Origin of the sequence: Paenibacillus sp. FSL R10-2736 (assembly GCF_038000245.1) — a bacterium.
Taxonomy (GTDB): domain Bacteria; phylum Bacillota; class Bacilli; order Paenibacillales; family Paenibacillaceae; genus Paenibacillus_AQ; species Paenibacillus_AQ phytohabitans.
On sequence record NZ_JBBOBN010000001.1, the window covers coordinates 3,604,024 to 3,622,697 of the forward strand.

The 18,674-nt window shown below is 49.6% G+C and carries 18 protein-coding genes; 2 read left to right on the top strand and 16 right to left on the bottom strand.

Annotation, left to right across the window (positions count from 1 at the left end):
* Positions 1-221 precede the first annotated feature (221 nt).
* The gene (locus tag NSQ73_RS15495; protein ID WP_340987154.1) at positions 222-2,477 is read right to left on the bottom strand and encodes an excinuclease ABC subunit UvrA; all 2,256 of its coding nucleotides are present in this window, start codon (positions 2,475-2,477) and stop codon (positions 222-224) included.
* Between the two features lie 153 nt (positions 2,478-2,630).
* Between NSQ73_RS15495 and NSQ73_RS15500 the strand changes: the two genes are divergently transcribed.
* On the top strand, positions 2,631-3,779 hold the full coding sequence (locus tag NSQ73_RS15500) for an epoxide hydrolase family protein (RefSeq protein WP_340987155.1): 1,149 nt from the start codon (positions 2,631-2,633) through the stop codon (positions 3,777-3,779).
* 6 nt (positions 3,780-3,785) lie between these two features.
* Here NSQ73_RS15500 and NSQ73_RS15505 read toward each other — a convergent pair whose 3' ends face one another.
* The 15 genes from NSQ73_RS15505 to NSQ73_RS15575 all read right to left on the bottom strand — a co-directional run bounded on the left by NSQ73_RS15505 (position 3,786) and on the right by NSQ73_RS15575 (position 18,027).
* On the bottom strand, positions 3,786-4,211 hold the full coding sequence (locus NSQ73_RS15505; RefSeq protein WP_042137298.1) for a MaoC family dehydratase: 426 nt from the start codon (positions 4,209-4,211) through the stop codon (positions 3,786-3,788).
* 215 nt (positions 4,212-4,426) lie between these two features.
* Positions 4,427-5,284, bottom strand: coding sequence for an aldo/keto reductase (locus tag NSQ73_RS15510; protein WP_340987156.1), 858 nt, complete (start codon positions 5,282-5,284; stop codon positions 4,427-4,429).
* A 60-nt stretch (positions 5,285-5,344) separates the two neighbouring features.
* On the bottom strand, positions 5,345-6,187 hold the full coding sequence (locus NSQ73_RS15515; RefSeq protein ID WP_340987157.1) for an SDR family oxidoreductase: 843 nt from the start codon (positions 6,185-6,187) through the stop codon (positions 5,345-5,347).
* A 25-nt stretch (positions 6,188-6,212) separates the two neighbouring features.
* Positions 6,213-6,965 carry a carboxymuconolactone decarboxylase family protein gene (locus NSQ73_RS15520; protein ID WP_340987158.1) on the bottom strand — a complete coding sequence of 251 codons (753 nt, stop codon included), beginning with the start codon at positions 6,963-6,965 and terminating at the stop codon, positions 6,213-6,215.
* 170 nt (positions 6,966-7,135) lie between these two features.
* The gene (locus tag NSQ73_RS15525; RefSeq protein WP_340987159.1) at positions 7,136-7,684 is read right to left on the bottom strand and encodes a GNAT family N-acetyltransferase; all 549 of its coding nucleotides are present in this window, start codon (positions 7,682-7,684) and stop codon (positions 7,136-7,138) included.
* Positions 7,685-7,910: 226 nt separating this feature from the next.
* Positions 7,911-8,642, bottom strand: a complete 732-nt coding sequence (locus NSQ73_RS15530) for an SDR family NAD(P)-dependent oxidoreductase (protein ID WP_445669515.1) — start codon at positions 8,640-8,642, stop codon at positions 7,911-7,913.
* Positions 8,643-8,843: 201 nt separating this feature from the next.
* Positions 8,844-9,542 carry an ABC transporter ATP-binding protein gene (locus NSQ73_RS15535; RefSeq protein WP_340987160.1) on the bottom strand — a complete coding sequence of 233 codons (699 nt, stop codon included), beginning with the start codon at positions 9,540-9,542 and terminating at the stop codon, positions 8,844-8,846.
* 20 nt (positions 9,543-9,562) lie between these two features.
* On the bottom strand, positions 9,563-10,699 hold the full coding sequence (locus NSQ73_RS15540; protein ID WP_340987161.1) for an ABC transporter permease: 1,137 nt from the start codon (positions 10,697-10,699) through the stop codon (positions 9,563-9,565).
* 2 nt (positions 10,700-10,701) lie between these two features.
* Positions 10,702-12,000 carry an ABC transporter permease gene (locus NSQ73_RS15545; RefSeq protein ID WP_340987162.1) on the bottom strand — a complete coding sequence of 433 codons (1,299 nt, stop codon included), beginning with the start codon at positions 11,998-12,000 and terminating at the stop codon, positions 10,702-10,704.
* 34 nt (positions 12,001-12,034) lie between these two features.
* A complete protein-coding gene (locus tag NSQ73_RS15550) occupies positions 12,035-13,339 on the bottom strand; it encodes a Fe-S-containing protein (RefSeq protein WP_340987163.1) in 1,305 nt (434 codons plus the stop codon).
* 57 nt (positions 13,340-13,396) lie between these two features.
* Positions 13,397-14,023, bottom strand: a complete 627-nt coding sequence (locus NSQ73_RS15555; protein ID WP_340987164.1) for an iron transporter — start codon at positions 14,021-14,023, stop codon at positions 13,397-13,399.
* Between the two features lie 58 nt (positions 14,024-14,081).
* Positions 14,082-15,305, bottom strand: a complete 1,224-nt coding sequence (locus NSQ73_RS15560) for an FTR1 family iron permease (RefSeq protein ID WP_340987165.1) — start codon at positions 15,303-15,305, stop codon at positions 14,082-14,084.
* 223 nt (positions 15,306-15,528) lie between these two features.
* Entirely contained in the window at positions 15,529-16,452 is a 924-nt protein-coding gene (locus NSQ73_RS15565) for a metal ABC transporter substrate-binding protein (RefSeq protein ID WP_340987166.1), read from the bottom strand.
* Positions 16,449-17,291 carry a metal ABC transporter permease gene (locus tag NSQ73_RS15570; protein WP_340987167.1) on the bottom strand — a complete coding sequence of 281 codons (843 nt, stop codon included), beginning with the start codon at positions 17,289-17,291 and terminating at the stop codon, positions 16,449-16,451. The genes NSQ73_RS15565 and NSQ73_RS15570 overlap by 4 nt, the downstream gene beginning before the upstream one ends.
* Positions 17,284-18,027, bottom strand: a complete 744-nt coding sequence (locus NSQ73_RS15575) for a metal ABC transporter ATP-binding protein (RefSeq protein ID WP_340989290.1) — start codon at positions 18,025-18,027, stop codon at positions 17,284-17,286. Before NSQ73_RS15575 ends, NSQ73_RS15570 begins: the two co-directional genes overlap by 8 nt.
* A 215-nt stretch (positions 18,028-18,242) precedes the next feature.
* On the opposite strand from NSQ73_RS15575, the gene NSQ73_RS15580 reads away from it, so the two are divergent.
* A complete protein-coding gene (locus tag NSQ73_RS15580; protein ID WP_340987168.1) occupies positions 18,243-18,662 on the top strand; it encodes a GNAT family N-acetyltransferase in 420 nt (139 codons plus the stop codon).
* Positions 18,663-18,674: the final 12 nt, after the last annotated feature.

Here is an 18,674-nt window from a genome sequence, read left to right on the forward strand (position 1 = left end):
GACATTTTTAAGTTCGATTTATTTAGTGAAATAGAATTATACTTCATGTGTTAACGTCTAACATAACCACATTTCCAAGAAAAGGTGATTGCATCAACTCTATGGTATCTTTCTATTTATCTACGGTCAATCTCATTTCTGGCTCTGAAGATGGAGTTATCTATAATAATTTATAGCATTATAAAGAAAAACCCGCATATAATGCGGGTTCCAGACGATAACTACGCCAAATATCTCCCCGTGATCGAATGCTCCGCATCAATAATCTGCGAAGGTGTGCCCTCAAACACCACTTCTCCGCCTTTGCTGCCTCCGTCCGGCCCCATGTCGATGATCCAGTCTGCCTGGCTAATCACATCGAGATTATGCTCGATGACGATCACCGTATTGCCGGCATCCACCAGCCGGTTCATGATCTCCAGCAGGTGGCCGATGTCGGACATATGCAGGCCGGTCGTCGGCTCATCCATCACATAGATGCTGCCCTTCTTATGCAGCTCGCTGGCCAGCTTAATGCGCTGGCATTCTCCGCCCGAGAGCGTGCTGAGCGGCTGGCCGAGTGTAATATAGTTCAGTCCCACATCACTCATAGCCTGAAGCTTGCGCACCACCTCTTTGAGCTGGAAGAACTCAAGAGCCTGCTCAACAGTCATCTCCAGGACCTCAGCAATGGATTTGCCGTTCAGCTTGTAGGCAAGCACTTCCTCCTTGAACCGTCTGCCTCCGCATACTTCACAAGGCAGCTTCACGCTGTCGAGGAAACCAAGGTCTGTATACACGACACCAAGTCCCTGGCAATTCTCGCAGGCCCCCTTGGAGTTGAAGCTGAACAGCCCTTGATTCACCTTATTGGCCGCGGCAAAAGCCTTGCGGACATCATCCATAATCCCCGTGTAGGTAGCGGGATTGGAGCGTGTTGAGACGCCAATCGCCGATTGGTCAATAACGATCGTATCCGGATGCTGACTGAGGAAGACATCATTAATCAGCGTACTTTTGCCCGAACCTGCGACACCTGTTACCACTGTCAGTATGCCGGCAGGAATATCCACACTTACATTCTGCAGGTTATGCAGAGAGGCATTCTGGATGGACAGCCTGCCGGAAGACGGTCTGCAGTCCTGCTTCAGCTGAAGCGGCCGCTTCATATGGGTGCCTGTCAGTGTACCTGACTCCAGCAAGCCCTGGAAGCTTCCTTCATAGACAATATTACCGCCCCGGCTGCCGGCGTGAGGCCCGACATCGACAATATGATCCGCCAGCTTGATCACATCGGGATCATGTTCAACGACAATGACGGTATTCCCTTTGTCGCGGAGCTTCTCCAGCAGCTCATTTAGCCGGTGGACATCCCGCGGATGCAGCCCAACACTGGGCTCATCGAAGATGTAGGTGACATCCACCAGGCTGCCGCTTAGATGCTTCACCATCTTGACGCGCTGTGATTCTCCGCCGGATAGCGTATCGGTCTCACGGTCCAGCGTCAGGTAGTCCAGCCCGATATCGACCAGATGCTGCAGCCGCTCCGCCAGCGACTTGACGACCGGAGCTTCGGCAGGTTCCTCTATCTCCCGGATGGTGCGGATAAGCTGCCCGACTTCCATAGCGGACAGCTCCGCAATGTTCCTTCCATTGATCCGGCAGCTGAGCGCAGCCTGGCTAAGTCTTGCTCCATGGCAGCTGGAGCAGTTGCCTTCGGTGATGAACGGGGCAACCATTTTTTGCGTACGCTCAGATTTGGTCTTCACATCCTGCTTGATATACTTGCCCGTGAACTTCTCTATAACACCTTCTACCGTAATGTTGGTTGCCTTCCCGGCAAAATCCATCTTCACTTTCCTGGCCTTGCCATACAGCAGCTGTTCCAGCTCCGCATCTGAATATTCGCTCAGCTTCTTGTCCAGATCGAAGTCACCCGCCTGCACGATCATGCTCCAATCCCAGCCGCCGACTGCATAATCCGGCAGCATGAGGGCTCCATCATTCAACGATTTCGACATATCTACTGCCCGGCTCATATCGACCCCCAGCTTGCGGCCGATCCCGTTACATTCGGGACACATCCCTTGCGGATCGTTGAACGAGAACATGTTCACTCCGCCTACATGGGGCTGTCCCACCCTGGAGTACAGCAGACGGAGAATAGGCGAGATGTCGGTTATCGTACCCATCGTGGAATGAGAACCGCCGCCCAGCCGCTTCTGATCTACGATAACAGCCATGCTCAGGTTCTCGATCCCGTCTGTATCCGGCTGCGGATAACGCGGAAGGAAGGTTCGCACGAACATGCTGAAGTTCTCGTTCAGCAGCCGCGTGGATTCAGCAGCAATCGTATCGAAGACGATGGATGATTTGCCGGAGCCGGATACTCCGGTGAAGATGGTGATTTTCCGTTTCGGGATACGCAAGGATACGTTCTTAAGATTGTTCTCCCTTGCACCGGATATCACGATATACTCCTGATTCATTTCGTTCATGCTTAGCATCCCTCCAGGTGGTATAGGTTTCTTTTGTTTCTAATATCCTTAGCATTATCCTTAGCATTTGATTACGGCATTGCCTCATGATTTTGAAAAGATATACTATAGTTATATCGTTGCTGTAGCTAATACACTTAAGGAGAGAGCAATATGCCGATTGAACGTTTTCAAATCCGGGTGTCTGAGGAAGTTCTTAAAGACCTGAAATACAGACTGGATCATGTCCGCTGGCCCGATCCATTAGAGGGTTCCGACTGGGAACGGGGTACGGATCAGGGTTATTTACGGTCGCTCGTTACGTATTGGCGGGAGCAGTTTGATTGGCGCGCCAGAGAAGCCGAGTTGAACCGCTTGTCACATTTTCGCTGTAACGTCGATGGAATCGATCTGCATTTCGTGCACGAGCGCGGTAAAGGCCCTAATCCGCAGCCGATTATCCTTACGCACGGATGGCCGGACAGCTTTGTGCGATACGAGAAGATTATCCCTATGCTTACGGACCCTGAACGTTATGGCGGGAATCCCGAAGACTCCTTCGATGTCATTGTCCCTTCCGTGCCCGGATTCGGCTTCTCTAATGGACTGAAACGCACTGGTGTGAATAATGCTTATGTGGCTGAGCTGTGGGCCAAACTAATGACTGAACATCTGGGCTACCCGAAATTCGCTGCGGCAGGCGGGGATATCGGCTCTGGTGTTACACGGTATCTGGCATTCAACCATCCTGAACTTCTTACCGGCATACATCTTACCGACATCGGTATCATCCGGAATCTTCTGGCTGTCCAGGATAAGTCGGGGTTGACTGAAGAAGAGCTCCTGTACATCAAGAATACTTCGAAATGGATGGCTGATGAAGGCGGATACATGTCGATTCAATCGACGAAACCACAGACGCTTGCCTACGGACTGAACGACTCACCTGTAGGATTGGCAGCTTGGATTATTGAGAAATTCCATGCATGGAGTGATTGCAAGGGTGACCTAAGGAACAGCTTTAGCGAGGATGAACTGCTTACGAATATTATGATCTATTGGGTTACCAATACAGTAGGGTCAACAGCGAATATCTATTACGAGAACACGCATTCACTGCCGCCTCTCGGGCGCATTGAGGTGCCTACCGGTATAGCTATTTTCCCGGGAGATGTGGCCTTGCCGCCCCGGGAATGGGCTGACCGCAATCTGAATATCACCCGCTGGACTACCATGCCCCGCGGCGGACATTTCACAGCCATGGAAGATCCCGCGCCTCTGGCGGAAGACATCCGTGAATTCTTCAGAGCATTAAGAGAATAAAAGATTTCACTGCTTCACCAGCACAGACAGCTCGCCCTCAAAAACCTGATCGTCTGAGCTGGTGAACGTTGATAATAACACCGTAACCAGGCCTGTTGCATTCCGCTTCTCTTCTACCCCGGTCACTTCAACCATGGTATACAATTCATCACCCGGATATACGGGGCGCATGAATTTAATGTTGTTCATCGCAGTTCCGGCAATAACCTCATCGCCATAACTGCCTGTCTCCACCCACAGCTTAAACGACACAGCCAGGGTCTGAATTCCCGAAGCAATGATTCCGTTGAATCGGCCTTGCGCTGCCTTCTCTTCATCCAGATGCATATATTGCGGATCAAATTCGCCGGCAAATCTGGTGATATCCTCTTTCGATAAGGTTAGAGATTTGGTTCTAAATACTTGTCCGATATAAAATTCATGAAACCGCATGATTGCACCTCTTGAAGTAATTTTGCTCGTTTATTTTAGAGTAGGATTATATCACAGATCCGGAATACCGTCTTATACAATCTTGACTGTAACCTAGTAGAATAGGAACGGCAAGATTCACTTTGATGTTATTTAAACGAAAAAGGGCCCCGGGAAATCCCGGTAGCCCTCTAAAACTTGCTATTCAATTCGAGCATCGCTACTTCGTATGAAATTTATTCCAGACCCTGTTTCCCGTAGCCAGTGAGATTCTCAACGACTTGCGGATCGTAGTGGGAGAAAAATGCGCTTTCGTCCGTATCGAGTGCTGCGATTTGAGCCATATCCTCCGGCGTCAGTCCGAAATCAAATACATTCATGTTTTCTTCCATTCTGTTTCGGCTAACTGTTTTGGGAATGACTACCACGCCTCTCTGAATCAGATAGCGCAACGCCACCTGGGCCGTGGATTTATGATATTGTTCGCCCACCGTTTGTAAGGTGGTGTTGGTGAACAAATTGTTTTTCCCTTCGGCAAAAGGACCCCAGGATTCAATCTGCGTATGGTATTTCTCCATGATTTCCTGAGCTTTGACCTGCTGGTTGAAGACATGGGTCTCCACCTGATTTACAGCCGGCACTACTTCAGTAAACTGCACAAGGTCGATATATCGGTCCGGATAGAAATTACTTACACCAATTGCTCTAAGGGTACCGGCCTTATACAGCTCTTCTAATGCACGGTACGTTCCGTAGTAATCCCCAAACGGCTGATGAATCAGGACGAGATCCAAATAATCCAGCTGCAGCTTTCGCAGGGATTCTTCAACAGAAGCTTTAGCTTGTTCATAGCCTGCATTAGAGATCCATACTTTGGTTGTGATAAACAATTCTTCCCGGGGAACTCCGCTCTTTTTAATAGCACGGCCAACGGCTTCCTCATTCCGGTAAGCTTGTGCGGTATCAATGGAACGGTAGCCTACGCTTAGGGCATCCAGCACACATTTCTCACATTCCGCCTGATCTGAAATCTGATAGACTCCATAGCCCAGAATCGGCATTTGTACTCCGTTGTTTAAGGTTACATACTCCATTTGTAATTCCTCCTAAGTTAATAGTTATAAGTGATTTTAACCCCGTCTGATTAGTGCCGGTTATTCACCAGCCGGAAAGTCCGTTGAGGCAGCTAAGTCGGTCTGCTTCTCAAAATCAGCAACACGCTTCTTAAGGGTCGACAGGGTGGCGGCCAATGCCTGGGAGCCTAACACCATACGCATCGGTGCAGGCTCTACGTCCACACTCTCGATAATACGGGCAGCCATACGCGCCGGATCGCCGGGAGCCAGTCCATTCGAACCGTCCAGCATGCTCAAAAAGCCGTGCGCAGGATTCCCCTCATATTCTGGCATTAATGAAGCAACCTGTGCGCTGCCATAGCGGAATTCGGTACGGGCTCCTCCCGGTTCTACGAGTGTAATCCCGATGTTAAAAGCAGCGACCTCCTGGGCCACAGATTCACAGAAGCCCTCAATGCCGAACTTCGTAGCGTGATACATCGAATTGCCCGGGAAGGCAACCTGTCCGCCATAGGAAGACAGCTGAATAATACGACCGCTGCCCTGTGCGCGCAGATGTGGCAGGGCGGAACGGATGAGCTGAATCGGGCCGGTCAGATTCGTGGCGATGATATGATCCACCTCAGCGTCAGACAGTTCCTCGGCTGCGCCGAACAAACCGTAACCTGCGTTGCTTACGATCACGTCAATCACTCCGGATTTGTCAAAAGAATCATCGACCAGCTTCCGGATGGCAGGAACATCGGTCACATCCAGCAGCTCGCATATGAAAGTATCCGGATATTTCTCAATAAGACCGGCTACCTTCTCTTTGTTGCGGACCGTTCCGATTACCTTGTCCCCTTGCTCAAGGAGCTGCTGCGTCATCACATAACCAAACCCGCTGCTGACACCTGTAATCAGCCATGTTCTTTTGTGCATAATCATTCAACCCTCCTGTTAACTATCATTTCGCTGCTGCTTCGTTCACACACCGGAGCGCATTCAGACTGCGCGGATAACCGATGAAAGGCAGGCATTGAGAAATGACCTTGATCAATAACTCCTTATCATTTCCAAGCCTCATATTGGCTGCGGCATGACTGGTCGCCTGCGGTTCACAACCGCCTTGCGCATACAGGAAGCAGAACGTAATCATCTCTCTTTGTTTGAGATCCAGTCCCTGCCGGGTGTAGTAGTCGCCGAAGCAATTAGCCGCAAGCCATTGATTGATGTGCCGGCTCTCCTCCGGGCCTGATTTCCAGAACTCCTGCATACTCTCGCCAAAAATATCCACCTGCGCCTGAATCCCCGCTTCAAGACGAGTTTCCATAGTGGTTGTGGCCTGCCCCGGTAGAGGAAGCTCCACACCTCCCGCAGACAATACATCATTCAGGACATGCAGGAAGGGTAGAACTCTGCCAATGCCGAGATAAGCGACGGACTGATAGACAATTTCCTTGGCTTCCACCGGTGTAACCCCAAAGTTCAGGGCTGCGGGCAGCATAGCTTTGAACTCATCGATTCCCTGACAGCCGATTAATACAGATAGAATGGCCATCATACGGGTCCGGTCATCCAAATCATCCTGATGAACCACTTCATCAAATGCAAAATTATCAAACCGCTCGATAAACTCGGGATCTGTTACCTTAAGCTTGGATTCATAACCCGGAAACATTCTTTCGTGGTATTTCTTTGCGGCATCTGTAATCTCCATTGTGTACTCCTCCTGATCATTTCTGGACGCTTATTATTCTTCCGCCAAAAAGGGTCAACCAAACAAGTTGGCTAACCCTTTATTTAAATAAATTCATGTCTATTATTATACTCGAGTCTCTTTGTAATACAATTTATGATTTCGCCTAAAAAGTACAGTAATGTACTATTTTAACGAAAATGTCTATTAAAATTAACTTCCAGGTCCAGAGCTAATCTCCAGTCGTTACACCGGATCATCGTGCCTAAAGGATATTCGAAATCACATTCACCCATAAATGTGAAGCCAAGCTTACGGCAAATGGCGTTAGAAGCAGGATGGCTGATTTTGGGGAAAGCATGAATATACTTGTGCTTCTGCTCTGAATGGATCCTAGCTATGGCCTTAACGGTTGCTTCTACAGCTATACCTTGTCCTTGAAAAGCAGTTAACACGCTCCATCCGATCTCATTCACCGGTTCCCCATGCCAAGTCTGATCCCAGTAACCTACACTGCCGGCTACTTCTCGCTCTGGCTGCAACAGGATCTTGAACATTCTCCCTGTTCCAGTTCCGGCAATCTCACAGTAACGTTTATGACGGGACAGGAGCTTCTCCTCCGTCTCCGGTCCTCCAAGGAACACTGTCATCTCGGGAGAATTCAATTGCTGCAGCAATCCGAAATCTCCGGCATCCCAAGGTTCAATGCTTACCTCCGGCCTGTACTTCTGTTCTGCCATTACACACACCTCCACATATAATTGCTGACGGGCTCTCAGCTTCATATTATACGATCCCATTAAAAAAAGCCCGAAAGCTAAACTTCAGGCAAGTTTCTTCTATAATTAGCCACTGGGAAGCGAAGAATTGCTGCATTTCATACAACAATGGCGGATTGGCGCCGGAAAAATGAGCAAATTGTTGTAATTTGTGCAGGATTTTTCAATGATATTGAATCCTCACCACTTACCAGGGCAGCGTATTACCGGCATAGTCAATCAGAGTAAGCTCTTGCTGTCCGTAATCCGGCTTCAGGCGATTCGCGATCTGCCGAAGAATAGACCCGGCTGATTCATCAGCGGTGAGGCTCCCGGTTGTATCCAGCTTCCCTTGCATATAAGTCTGGACATGACCCGGATGGATAACCATAACCTTGCCGCCCTGCGCCGCAATCTGGTTCTGAATTAACTGAGACTGCATATTTAGCGCGGCCTTGGACATGCAGTAAGCGTACCAGCTGTTGCGCCAGCAGGTTCCAATACTGCCTGCTTCTGATGAAATGTTAACGATCAGCTTGCTGTCACTCCGGAGAATAGAATCAATTAAACCGTTCGACATTCGCAGCGAGCCTAGTGTGTTCACCCGGAAGACCTGCTCCATTTCTTCGAAATCCAGCGTATCCTGAACCGTCATCTTCATATCACCCAGAATCGCCCCGTTGTTAATCAGAATATCCACCCGGTCCGTGCAAGCTGCAATAGACTCGACAGCTTGTTGTACACTATCTCCGTCGCTTATATCCAGGTTCAGCACCTGCAGCTGCTCTTCATAGCTTGCCTTCAGCTGTTCCAAGGCCTCATTGCTCTCCTGCAGATACTGCCCGGCCAACACATGATAACCCTGCTCCAGCAGTGCCTTAACCAGACTCAGCCCAACGCCCCGGTCAGCACCCGTAACTATAGCCCATCGACTCTCCAACAGGACCACCTCCTGACTCAAATTCACATAAATATATTGCTATATACCAGTTGATTATACGAGTCCGAGCGTGGCATATCCATAACGGAATGCTTGTAGTTCATGTAATAATGTCCGCAAAATAATGTCCGCGCAAAAAAACGGAAACCGGGTAATTGCTGCATTACCTGGCTTCCGTTCCTCTAATCGAATGTGATCTGTTTAATTATTAACCAGCTCCTGCTGGACAGCAACAACCTTATTGGGCATCCGGATCTCCTTGATGACTCCGTGTTCCAGCCGGATTTGCCGTTCGGCCAGTTCCCCGACCTCCGGCGCGTGGGTCACCATAATAATCGTATGTCCCTCCTGATGCAGCTCCTGGAACAGGTCCAGCACAATCTTCTCATTGGCTTCATCCAGGTTCCCTGTCGGCTCATCGGCCAGAATCAGCGCCGGATAATTGATCAGCGCCCTGGCGATGCACACCCGCTGCTGTTCTCCTCCGGACAGCTGGCGCGGCAAATGCCTGGCACGCCCTTCCAGACCTACTCTTGCCAGGGCCGTCGCTGCCTCCTTCTCGTCAGGCATACTGTGATAGTACTGGGCAACCATAACATTCTCCAGTGCCGTAAGATGCGGGATCAGGTGAAACTGCTGGAAGACCAGGCCGATTTTATCTTTGCGGATCTCCGTCAGCTTCCTCGAGCTCATCGAGCTGGTGGCTATGCCGTCTATCTTCACCAGGCCGCTGCTCGGTTTATCCATAAGTCCGATCATATTGAGCATCGTGCTCTTTCCCGAACCGGAGGAGCCCATAATAGACAGCCATTCTCCCGGTTCAACAGCGAAAGTGATATCCTTCAAGGCATGCAGACTGCCATATTTCTTGCTTACTCCGGTGATTTCCAGAATACTCATTGTCCTTACCCCTTTCTGTCTTATTCCCCTTTGAGCACAACTGCCGGCTCTATACCGATTACAGATCTGAGCGGAATCAGCGAAGCCAGCCCGGCAACAAGCAGAGCCGTAACCGTGACAAGCGGAATAACTGCCCAGCGGAAGGATATGGAGGAATGAAAGACGCTTTCCCCGATGACCTGGGCCAGGAAATAGCCGAACACCAGTCCGGCGAGAGTTCCCGCCAGCGCCAGTACCCCGGCTTCGCTCAGAAACTCCAGCGCCAGTGCTTTGTTCTGAGCGCCGAGCACTTTTTTCAGGGCAATCTCCTGCTTGCGCTCCATCACCATCGTCATCATCGTGGTGGCTACGCATAGTAGAGTAGATAAGAGAATAATGATCACGACGATATAGACCAGCGAGCTGATTTTGTCCAGCATGACGGTCTCCGAGCCGGAGATTTGCTTGATCGGACTAAGCTCCATTTGCGGATAGTTCAGATTGACCGCTGAGGCTGCCGCATCCAGTCCCTCCCCGGCAATACTGAAGTAAGCTGCATTCGCTTGGCCTTCCTGATGAAACAGCTTCTGGGCATCTGCCAGATTGATGAATATTTGATTATCTTCGGTCCCGCCGCTGCTGATCGTCCCGGTTACCGTAACCTTCTGCTCGTTACCTGAGACTTCATCCTGAAGCGGAAGCACCGTTCCAATCTTGTAACCCAGCTTCTCCGCTAAGTCCTTTCCGACAAGCACGGTTCCTGAGGCATTCCGGTCTGTATCCATAGTTCCTGTAACTTCCCAGTACGGTGTGATCTTCGGAATCTGATCGAACCAGGTACCGACTACCACCAGTCTGCGGGTATTGATTTTCACCAGACCATAGAGATTGGATGTGTACCCTACAACATCCTGCTGCGGGAATATACCGGCAATCTCCTGTGTAGTACTCTCTGAAAATACCTTGTTCTGCGATTCGGACGTTGGCGTGAGGATCAGATTCGCGCCATACGAGCGGAATTCCATCCCCATCTTTATATTGATATCATAGTACACGCTTAGCAGGCCGGAGATTACCGCGGTTCCGACAATGATAGCGAATAGCGCAATTAACATTCTTGATTTCCGCAGCTGAAAGGAGCTGATCAGCATCCTGATGAACATCGTTGATTTGCGCATGCTTATCTCCCGCCCCTCATTACATTAGCTGGCTGCAGACGGATAACCATCCGCATGGCCGAGAAGCTTCCGGCCAGGGTGAGCAGCACGGAGAGCAGCAGGACGAGCGGCAGAACCAGTCCTTTAAATGAAAGCGCGGTGTCGAATACAGTGCGGTCGATAATCTGGGCGAAACCAAGACCCGCACCGTAACCAAGGAGTCCGCCTGCAAGCCCGGAGATTACGGCTTCCATCACAAATAACAGCAGTACGGCGGAGCTCTGTGCCCCCAGCGCTTTCATCAGGCCGATCTCCTTGCTTCTTTCCAGCACTTTAGTAGTCATCAGGCCGGAGATTCCGAGACCGGAGCTGATGAGCGCAGCAGCTGTAAGGATGAACATCAGCAGCTGAATTTTGGTTAGAATCATGCCCTCGGATTCGGCAACCTGCCGGATAACCTTAGCCTCGGAGCCGGGCAGCGCCTTCTCAATCTGATAGGCAATCGCACTGACATACGCGGTGCAATACCAGGTCTCATAATCCTTCGCGGATAGCCGGTCCGGATTCAGCGCGGCCCTGCGGGCCAGCTCGTTCTCCGGGGTGGTCAGTGCACTCACTTCAACTCTGCTTACCTTACCGGTAAGCCCGGTCGTTTGCTGCAATGTGCTTAGAGAAACGAAGATTTTGTCATCATCTGTTCCTCCGCCGCTTAAGATGCCTGCAACCTTCAGCGGCAGACTCTTGCTGACACCGCCCGCTTCAATATTGACGTCCACGGTCTGTCCGGGTGTTAATCCAAGCTGTCCAGCCAGGGCTGAACCTACAAGCGCAGTGCTGCCGTCATCGTCCTTCACCCATTCCCCGTCAACCTGCCACCATGTTTTGAGCTGCCGGATACCTGTGTTAATCTTCTCCCCTGTAGGCAGATCCAGATCTTTGTTGAACCAGGTGCCTACCACCGCTACAGGATGGTTCACGTTATTCACGCTGGCGGAAGCCTCCAGATACGGAGTAAAGGCCACTATATTATAGGCCCAGAAGATCGTCTTGATCTTGGGCAGCTCCTGCTCATCAATGAACTCTCTGTCAGCCAGCGGATTGAAGTCCACCCCGTCGATCTCCGCAGGCAAAGCATCCATTTTTGGAAGGACCTGCAGATTGGCACCGTAGGTTTTGAGTTCCCGGTTCATTTTATCGCCGACATCCAGCGATACATTCAGCATGGCTGTAGCGAGGGACGCTCCGAAGGCAATGGTGATAATAAGCAGGAGCTTGCCCTTAAAGCCTACAGTAAACGCCTTGGCGAGCATTCTGAAAAACATTTTCCCATCCCCAATCTTATAACGCCGTCATCCCTTAATGCTGGAACAGATCCTCCTGATGAAACGTAGCGGTTTCCTTCTCGAGGTCACTGCTGGCAATAACGAGATTGCCTTTATCCATGTGATAGGCCAGCGGGATCGGATTACAGCCGCCTTCGAACCCGATGGTCGGAATGTTCATAATGACGTCGCATTTCCGGCAAATGACCTTGTTTCCCTTCTGATAGTATCCAGACGATCCGCAGATTTTGCAGGCATCGAAGCCTATCCCGTACATCGTTTCGGATTTGCGGATGATAATGAAGCGTACAATCGTACCATCTGCGGCGGTATATCCGAATCTGTGCAGATTCCGGTCATCTACTGAAGCTTGCGGAATCACGATCTGGTGGCTGGCATCAGGAGTAACCGGCTCTGCCGGAGACAATTCGATGACTTGGTTTGCCAGCACTGCCTCAACACTAAGCAAGGCAGGAACAAGCACCATCAGGGCGGCAATAGCTGCCAGCCAGCGCTTGTCATTTCGTACCCGGGCTTTGAATTTCCGCTGGACTGCAGGATTCCACGTCTCTGACAGTTTTTCTTCTCTCCGGAAAAACGACAATAAGACCGTTACGGTCCAGATGAAAGAAGCTGCCAGCAATACGTATAGATATTTATCCATATTGTTAATAACGGGAATCAGAATGTCCATCGTCACCGGAGTTAGCGGAAATACCCCTCTGGCGAACAGGATCTGTGCAACTGTAAACAGCTGGTTAAGCATCATCGCGGCCAGAAGCAAGACACTTCCAGCCACAGAGCTGCGGGCCGAAAGTGTACGTGTGCTTCTTACAAAAGACAGGCCGAACAATATGCTGCATACCAGGCCGAGCAAGCCGCCAGTGAACTTAAGGATAAGCTCCGTGTTGACTACACTGTAGGTCTGGATGAAGATGCTGCTTGGAAACTGCAGGATGCGCATCACCGGCAGCACGGTCAGGCAGACAGAAGTGAGGCAAATGAATACGGTCCTCACGCCGCCTCTGCTCCACAGCAATTGCGCTGCATTGTTCTTCCGGGTGTGAAGCTTTCTTTCCCTGATCACCCAGATTAGCAATGCAATCTCCAGGATGAAGGACACCGCCATGGTCCAGCCGGTGAAGCTTTCTTTCTTCGGGCCGGACCATTTCAGCAGGTATAGTACTACCCAACCGATAACGGCTGAAGCAGCTGTCCCGGAATAGATCCATTTACTGAAGCGGCTGTTTCCGGTATGGCGGAGCCATACAATAAGAACGGATATAATCAGCGCGATCTCAAAACCGTTGCTGAGTGTAATCGCAGTAGCTTTTAACATGTCTTCCTCACCACACTATTCTCCGATTGAGCTTGCGAAGGTTCTGTCCGGTCCGGCTTACCAGGTTCTTGGCACCCAGGAGAATTCCCAAGTCAAGTCGATCGGCTCCTGCCAGAACCGGCCGGTAACCCCAGTCGCATCATCCGTGTGCAGCAGATAGTCCATTTTCTCCGGGGATTCTACTACATAGTTCAGAACATAAGTACCTGCGCCCGGAAGTTTAACGTTAGCTCCATAATGTGCGCCGTCCGAAGCATTCATCGGCATGAAGGTGCCTTCAGAGACAACGGTGTCTGTATCTTTGGCTTTGATCTGATAATGAACAGTCAGGTAAGGAATGAACTCCCCGATACCGAAGCCTGTCTCGTTCCCTTCCAGTGCGGCAATATCTGCTTCGAGGTGGAAGTCAGACTGTGCGGCTGGCAAGCCTGCTTTATCCATAGGCTCCATATCCACCGGCTGCAGGTACAGGGCGCCAATCTTGATGCCATCCACTTCCTGCTCTTCCCCGATCGGGAATTCTTCAAAAGCTGGCGCTTCATCCGCCGCAGCATTGACTGCCGTATTATTGCCTGATGCCGCGGCATTGCTGCTGCTGTTGTTGTCCGAACTACAACCTGCCATTATGGCAGACATTGCGAGTACAATTCCGGTAACCATCAATACATTTTTAATTTGTTTCATCCTCTACACCCCTAATGAATTATTTATTTATGAAGCATTGCCAATAACGTTATGACGCTTAACCCTGTGCAGGCTTGCCATCCGGTTTGACTGTCCCTTTGCGGGAAGAGATCAGGTACCAGATTAGTCCTATGGCGGTAGCCAGCAGCAGCAGACCTTGCGCGGTTAAGCTCTCGACCGTCGGATAGATTCCGAAGAAGCTGATAATCGGGAATCCGGAGACCGAACTTGCACTAATCATTGCTCCAGCCTGGAGCTCCGTGATGGCTTCTCCGGCGAACACGAAGGCCAGATAGTACATCAGAATGCTGGTGCCGATGAAGAACGGCTTCAGCGGGATACGCAAACTTCCGAAGCGGATAACCAGGAATATGACGACCAGCGCCAAGGCGCCTACCAGAATCCCCAGCCCAATCATGCTAATTCCTTCCCTGTCTTGTCCAGTCACTAGAGCCTGGTAGAAGAGCACAGTTTCTGCACCTTCCCTGTATACAGCAAGAAAAGCTGCAAGCCACAAAGTTACGGTGTTACCTGTCGTAATGGATGTCTGAATCTTGCCTTCGATGTAATTCTTCCACCGTTTGGCGTCTGCTTTACCGATTAACCAGAAGCTCATGGAGAACAATACAGCTACGGCCAGCAGCATCGTAATTCCCTCCAGATTCTCCTGGCTGGCACCGCTGATGTTGAATAAATATTTGAGCCCGATGGCAGTCAGCACGCTTGCCCCAAGTGCCACTAATGTGCTCTGGTAGATAATCCTGACCTTATCCTTATTGCCCGACTTGAGCAGATACGCAATGATTGCCGCGATAACCAGAATTGCTTCAATACCTTCACGCAGGATAATGACCAGTGATGATAAGAAAATCCCCCACGGCGTACTGTCGGACTTACTTAGCGTTGCCGCATCCTCCTGCAGCATGTCCACCAGCTCAGACATCTGTTGATTCACCTGGGCTTTGGTCGCCCCAGCCGTCATGGATTTCCGGATCTGGCGGAATTCTTCCTCAATCAGGGCATTCCGTTTCGATGAAATATTATATTTCACAGCTTTCTCCATCTGACCGGCTTCATAGGGACCATAATACGCATTATTGACCTGGTTCTTGGCCTCTGCGACATCCCCGCTTACATAAGTCTTCAGCGCTTGCTGCAAAGTGTCATCAATCTGCTCTACCACCTTGCGCCAATTGCCGTCCGCTGCATGAGCTTGACCTGGTATGATCAATAGCATCAACAGAAACACTGCCAATACAGTCCGCCAAAAACGACCCTGCAACCGAATCCCCCCCGCCAGTTGTATTATAAAAATTGCTGTTCAACAATTGATAATGATTATCAATTTCATTCTTGTGGTTTAGTGTAATGAATAAATCATCGCAAAAATATGATATTTGTCATTTCAATTTGTCTTTCGTCCATTTTTATACAAACTGTAAAACAAAAAAGAGTGTTCCAAGCAGCGGATTCCGCCTTTTGGACACTCTTCATGTGCCTTACCTTCATTTATCAGGTGACAGCCCTTCGATGACCTTGTCGATATTCCATTGAATCATCTTAATGTAGGTGTCGCCGTCTTCCCCTTTTTTAGCTAAGGAATCAGTGAAGATCTTAGAATGTATAGGCACTCCTGTCTCATTAGAGATGGTCTCCATCGTCTTGGGGTTCACGCTCGTCTCCAGGAATAATGCAGGCACCTGATTCTCTTCAATAATACTAATGATCCGTTTCATTTGCTCCGGCGTCCCTTGGCTGTCCGTATTAATCTCCCAGATGAAAGCCGATTCGAAGCCGTAAGCCTTCGAGAAATACTTGAATGCCCCTTCGCTGGTAACGAGAATCCGCTGTTCCTGCGGGATCTTATTTACTTCCTCTTTGGCGTATTGGTCCAGCTCATTCAGTTCCTTCACATAGGCTGTCTGATTGTTAAGATAATACTCCTTGTTGTCCGGGTCCTGTTCAATTACACGTGTGGTGATCACATCCACGTACTTAATGGAATTCTGGATATCCAGCCAGGCATGGGGGTCCACTTGCGTTTCCTTGCCTTTCTCAGTCAGATACATCGGTGTCACTTCATCGGAGACAGCAAAGGCAACCTCGTTCTTGTTCGTCACCTTCAGCAGGTCCTGGAACCAACCTTTTCCCGTCTCCAGATTCAGGCCGTTATAGAAAATCAAATCTGCGCTGGACACCTTGCCCGTATCGGCAGGTAATGGATCATACATATGCGGGTCTGTTCCGATGGGAACCATACTGTATACTTCAGCTTTGTCCCCGACAATATTCTCGGTCATATCCGCGATGATGGAGTACGTGGCAACAATCTGCAGCTTATCCTCACCCGCTTCCCTCTCATTAGTATTAGAACAAGCAGCGAGCAGTGAGATCAGTACGATAGATGATAGCCATTTGAGTTGTTTCATCCTTGCTTCAGCCCTTTCCTTAAGAAATTATTTTTGGGTGACAGTATGAAGGAGACCGCGAACAGGCTCACACCCACCAGTACTATCGTGGCACTTGTCGGGAGATTAAAGCCAAAGCTGAGATACACACCTACAATTCCCGATACCGCACCCACCGCAGAGGCTAAAACAATCATGTGGATCAGCGTATGGGTCCATAAATAGGAGGTGGCTGCCGGGATCACCAGCATCGCAATGACCAGCACAATCCCCACTTGCGATAACGAGGATACCGTAACTACAGACAGCAGCATCATCAGCAGATAATGATAGAAGCCTGTTTTTAAACCATAAGCCTTGGCAACTACCGGATCGAACGAACTGATCAGCAGCTCTTTATACAGCAATACAATAATGGCAATCACAACGAGCATGATGATGAAAGATTGCGTTAACTCAGACTGCGGAACAGCGAGAATATTCCCGAACAGAATATGAGTCAGATCCAGACCGCTTTTGGCAAAAGTAATGAGGACAATCCCCAGGGCGAAAAATGAACTGAGTATAATGCCGATAGAGGTGTCGCTTTTGATCGTACTGCGGCTTGTAATGAATTGAATGAGGATGGCGGCTAACAGGCCAAACAGGGATGCGCCCAGCAGGATGTTGATCCCCAGTATGTAGGACAAGGCTACACCAGGCAGTACAGCATGAGATAAAGCATCGCCCATCAGCGACATCTTCCGGAGAACAATGAAGCTGCCCAGCGCTCCCGATACAATGCCCAGGATGATGGCGGATAAGCCGGCGTTAAGCGCGTAGACCGGGATGTTGAACAAGTCTGACATATAATTAGTCATATTCGGTCCCTCCTGCCCCTTTGATGATCACATTGCCCAAGGAGGCACCATATGCTGCGCGGATATTGTCGGTAGTGAAGGTATCTTTCACATCTCCAAAGGCAATCAGTTTTTTATTCAGGATAATAATTTTGTCAAAATACTCTTCCACCTCATGCAGATCATGGTGAACGACGAGAATGGTTTTCCCATCTTCACGAAGATGCTTAAGCAGATTCACGATAATCTTCTCACTGACCATGTCGATCCCGACAAACGGTTCATCCAGGAAAAAAACGTCCGCTCCCTGGGCGAGTGCCCTGGCAATAAAGACCCTTTGCAGCTGTCCGCCGGATAAATTGCTGATTTGTTTATTCGCAAGATCGCTTATATCCACCATCGCCATACATTCCTCGGCCCGTTCCCGCTCTTTTTTGCCGGGGCGCTGGAAGATTCTCAGGTTCGGGTACGTTCCAGTCAACACCGTATCCTTCACTGTGATCGGAAACGTGAGATCAATATCGTTTTTTTGCGGCACATAGGCAATCTTCCGTTTGTACTCCGAAATATCCCTGCCCTCAACCCTGACCGAGCCAGTTCTCTTCTTAATCACTTCTAATAAAGCCTTAATCAGTGTTGATTTCCCTGCGCCATTCGGTCCGATGATCCCCACCGTATGCCCGAACGGGATCTCGAGATTCACATTCTCCAGTGCTGAACTGCCGAAATAATCAACGTTTAGGTCTTTAATCTCGATCATATGCTAACTCCTTATCTGCTAATTGCTGTCTGAAATCTGATATAATTATGAGTCTAAATATCTTTTGTTTCCTGAATGAAACAATAAGTTCTGAATACATAAAAGTTTCCTTCGGGAAACTTTTAGTCTTATGAACAATATATTTAACTGCGGGCAAATTGTCAATAATAATTTAAATTTGTGTTACAATTTCAGCAGAAGGAGTGATTGGGTTGAGAATCGCAGACTTGAACCTGGAGCAGAACAGTCAGGAAATATCGGGATTACTGGAGGAGCATAGCCGGCGGATGGATGACAGCATTCCGCCGTATGAGCGCGAAGTGATCTCGCTGGCAGCGTATGAAGGAGATACATATGTAGGGGGTATTACCGGAGATATGGTCTGGAAGATTCTAAATGTTCATCTGCTGGCCGTCGATCCCGCCTATAGAGGCAACGGACTAGGCGCAATATTGCTCAAGGAGCTGGAAGACAGAGCCCGGTCGCGAGGCTGTAAGGTGAGTGAATTAACCACCATGAGCTGGCAGGCTCCGCGCTTTTATCAGAAGCTGGGGTACGAGGTCTTCGGGGAGATCCATAATTGTCCCCAGGAAGGCCAGACGAAATATTATTTGAAGAAAAGTCTTGAATAACCACGCAAAAAT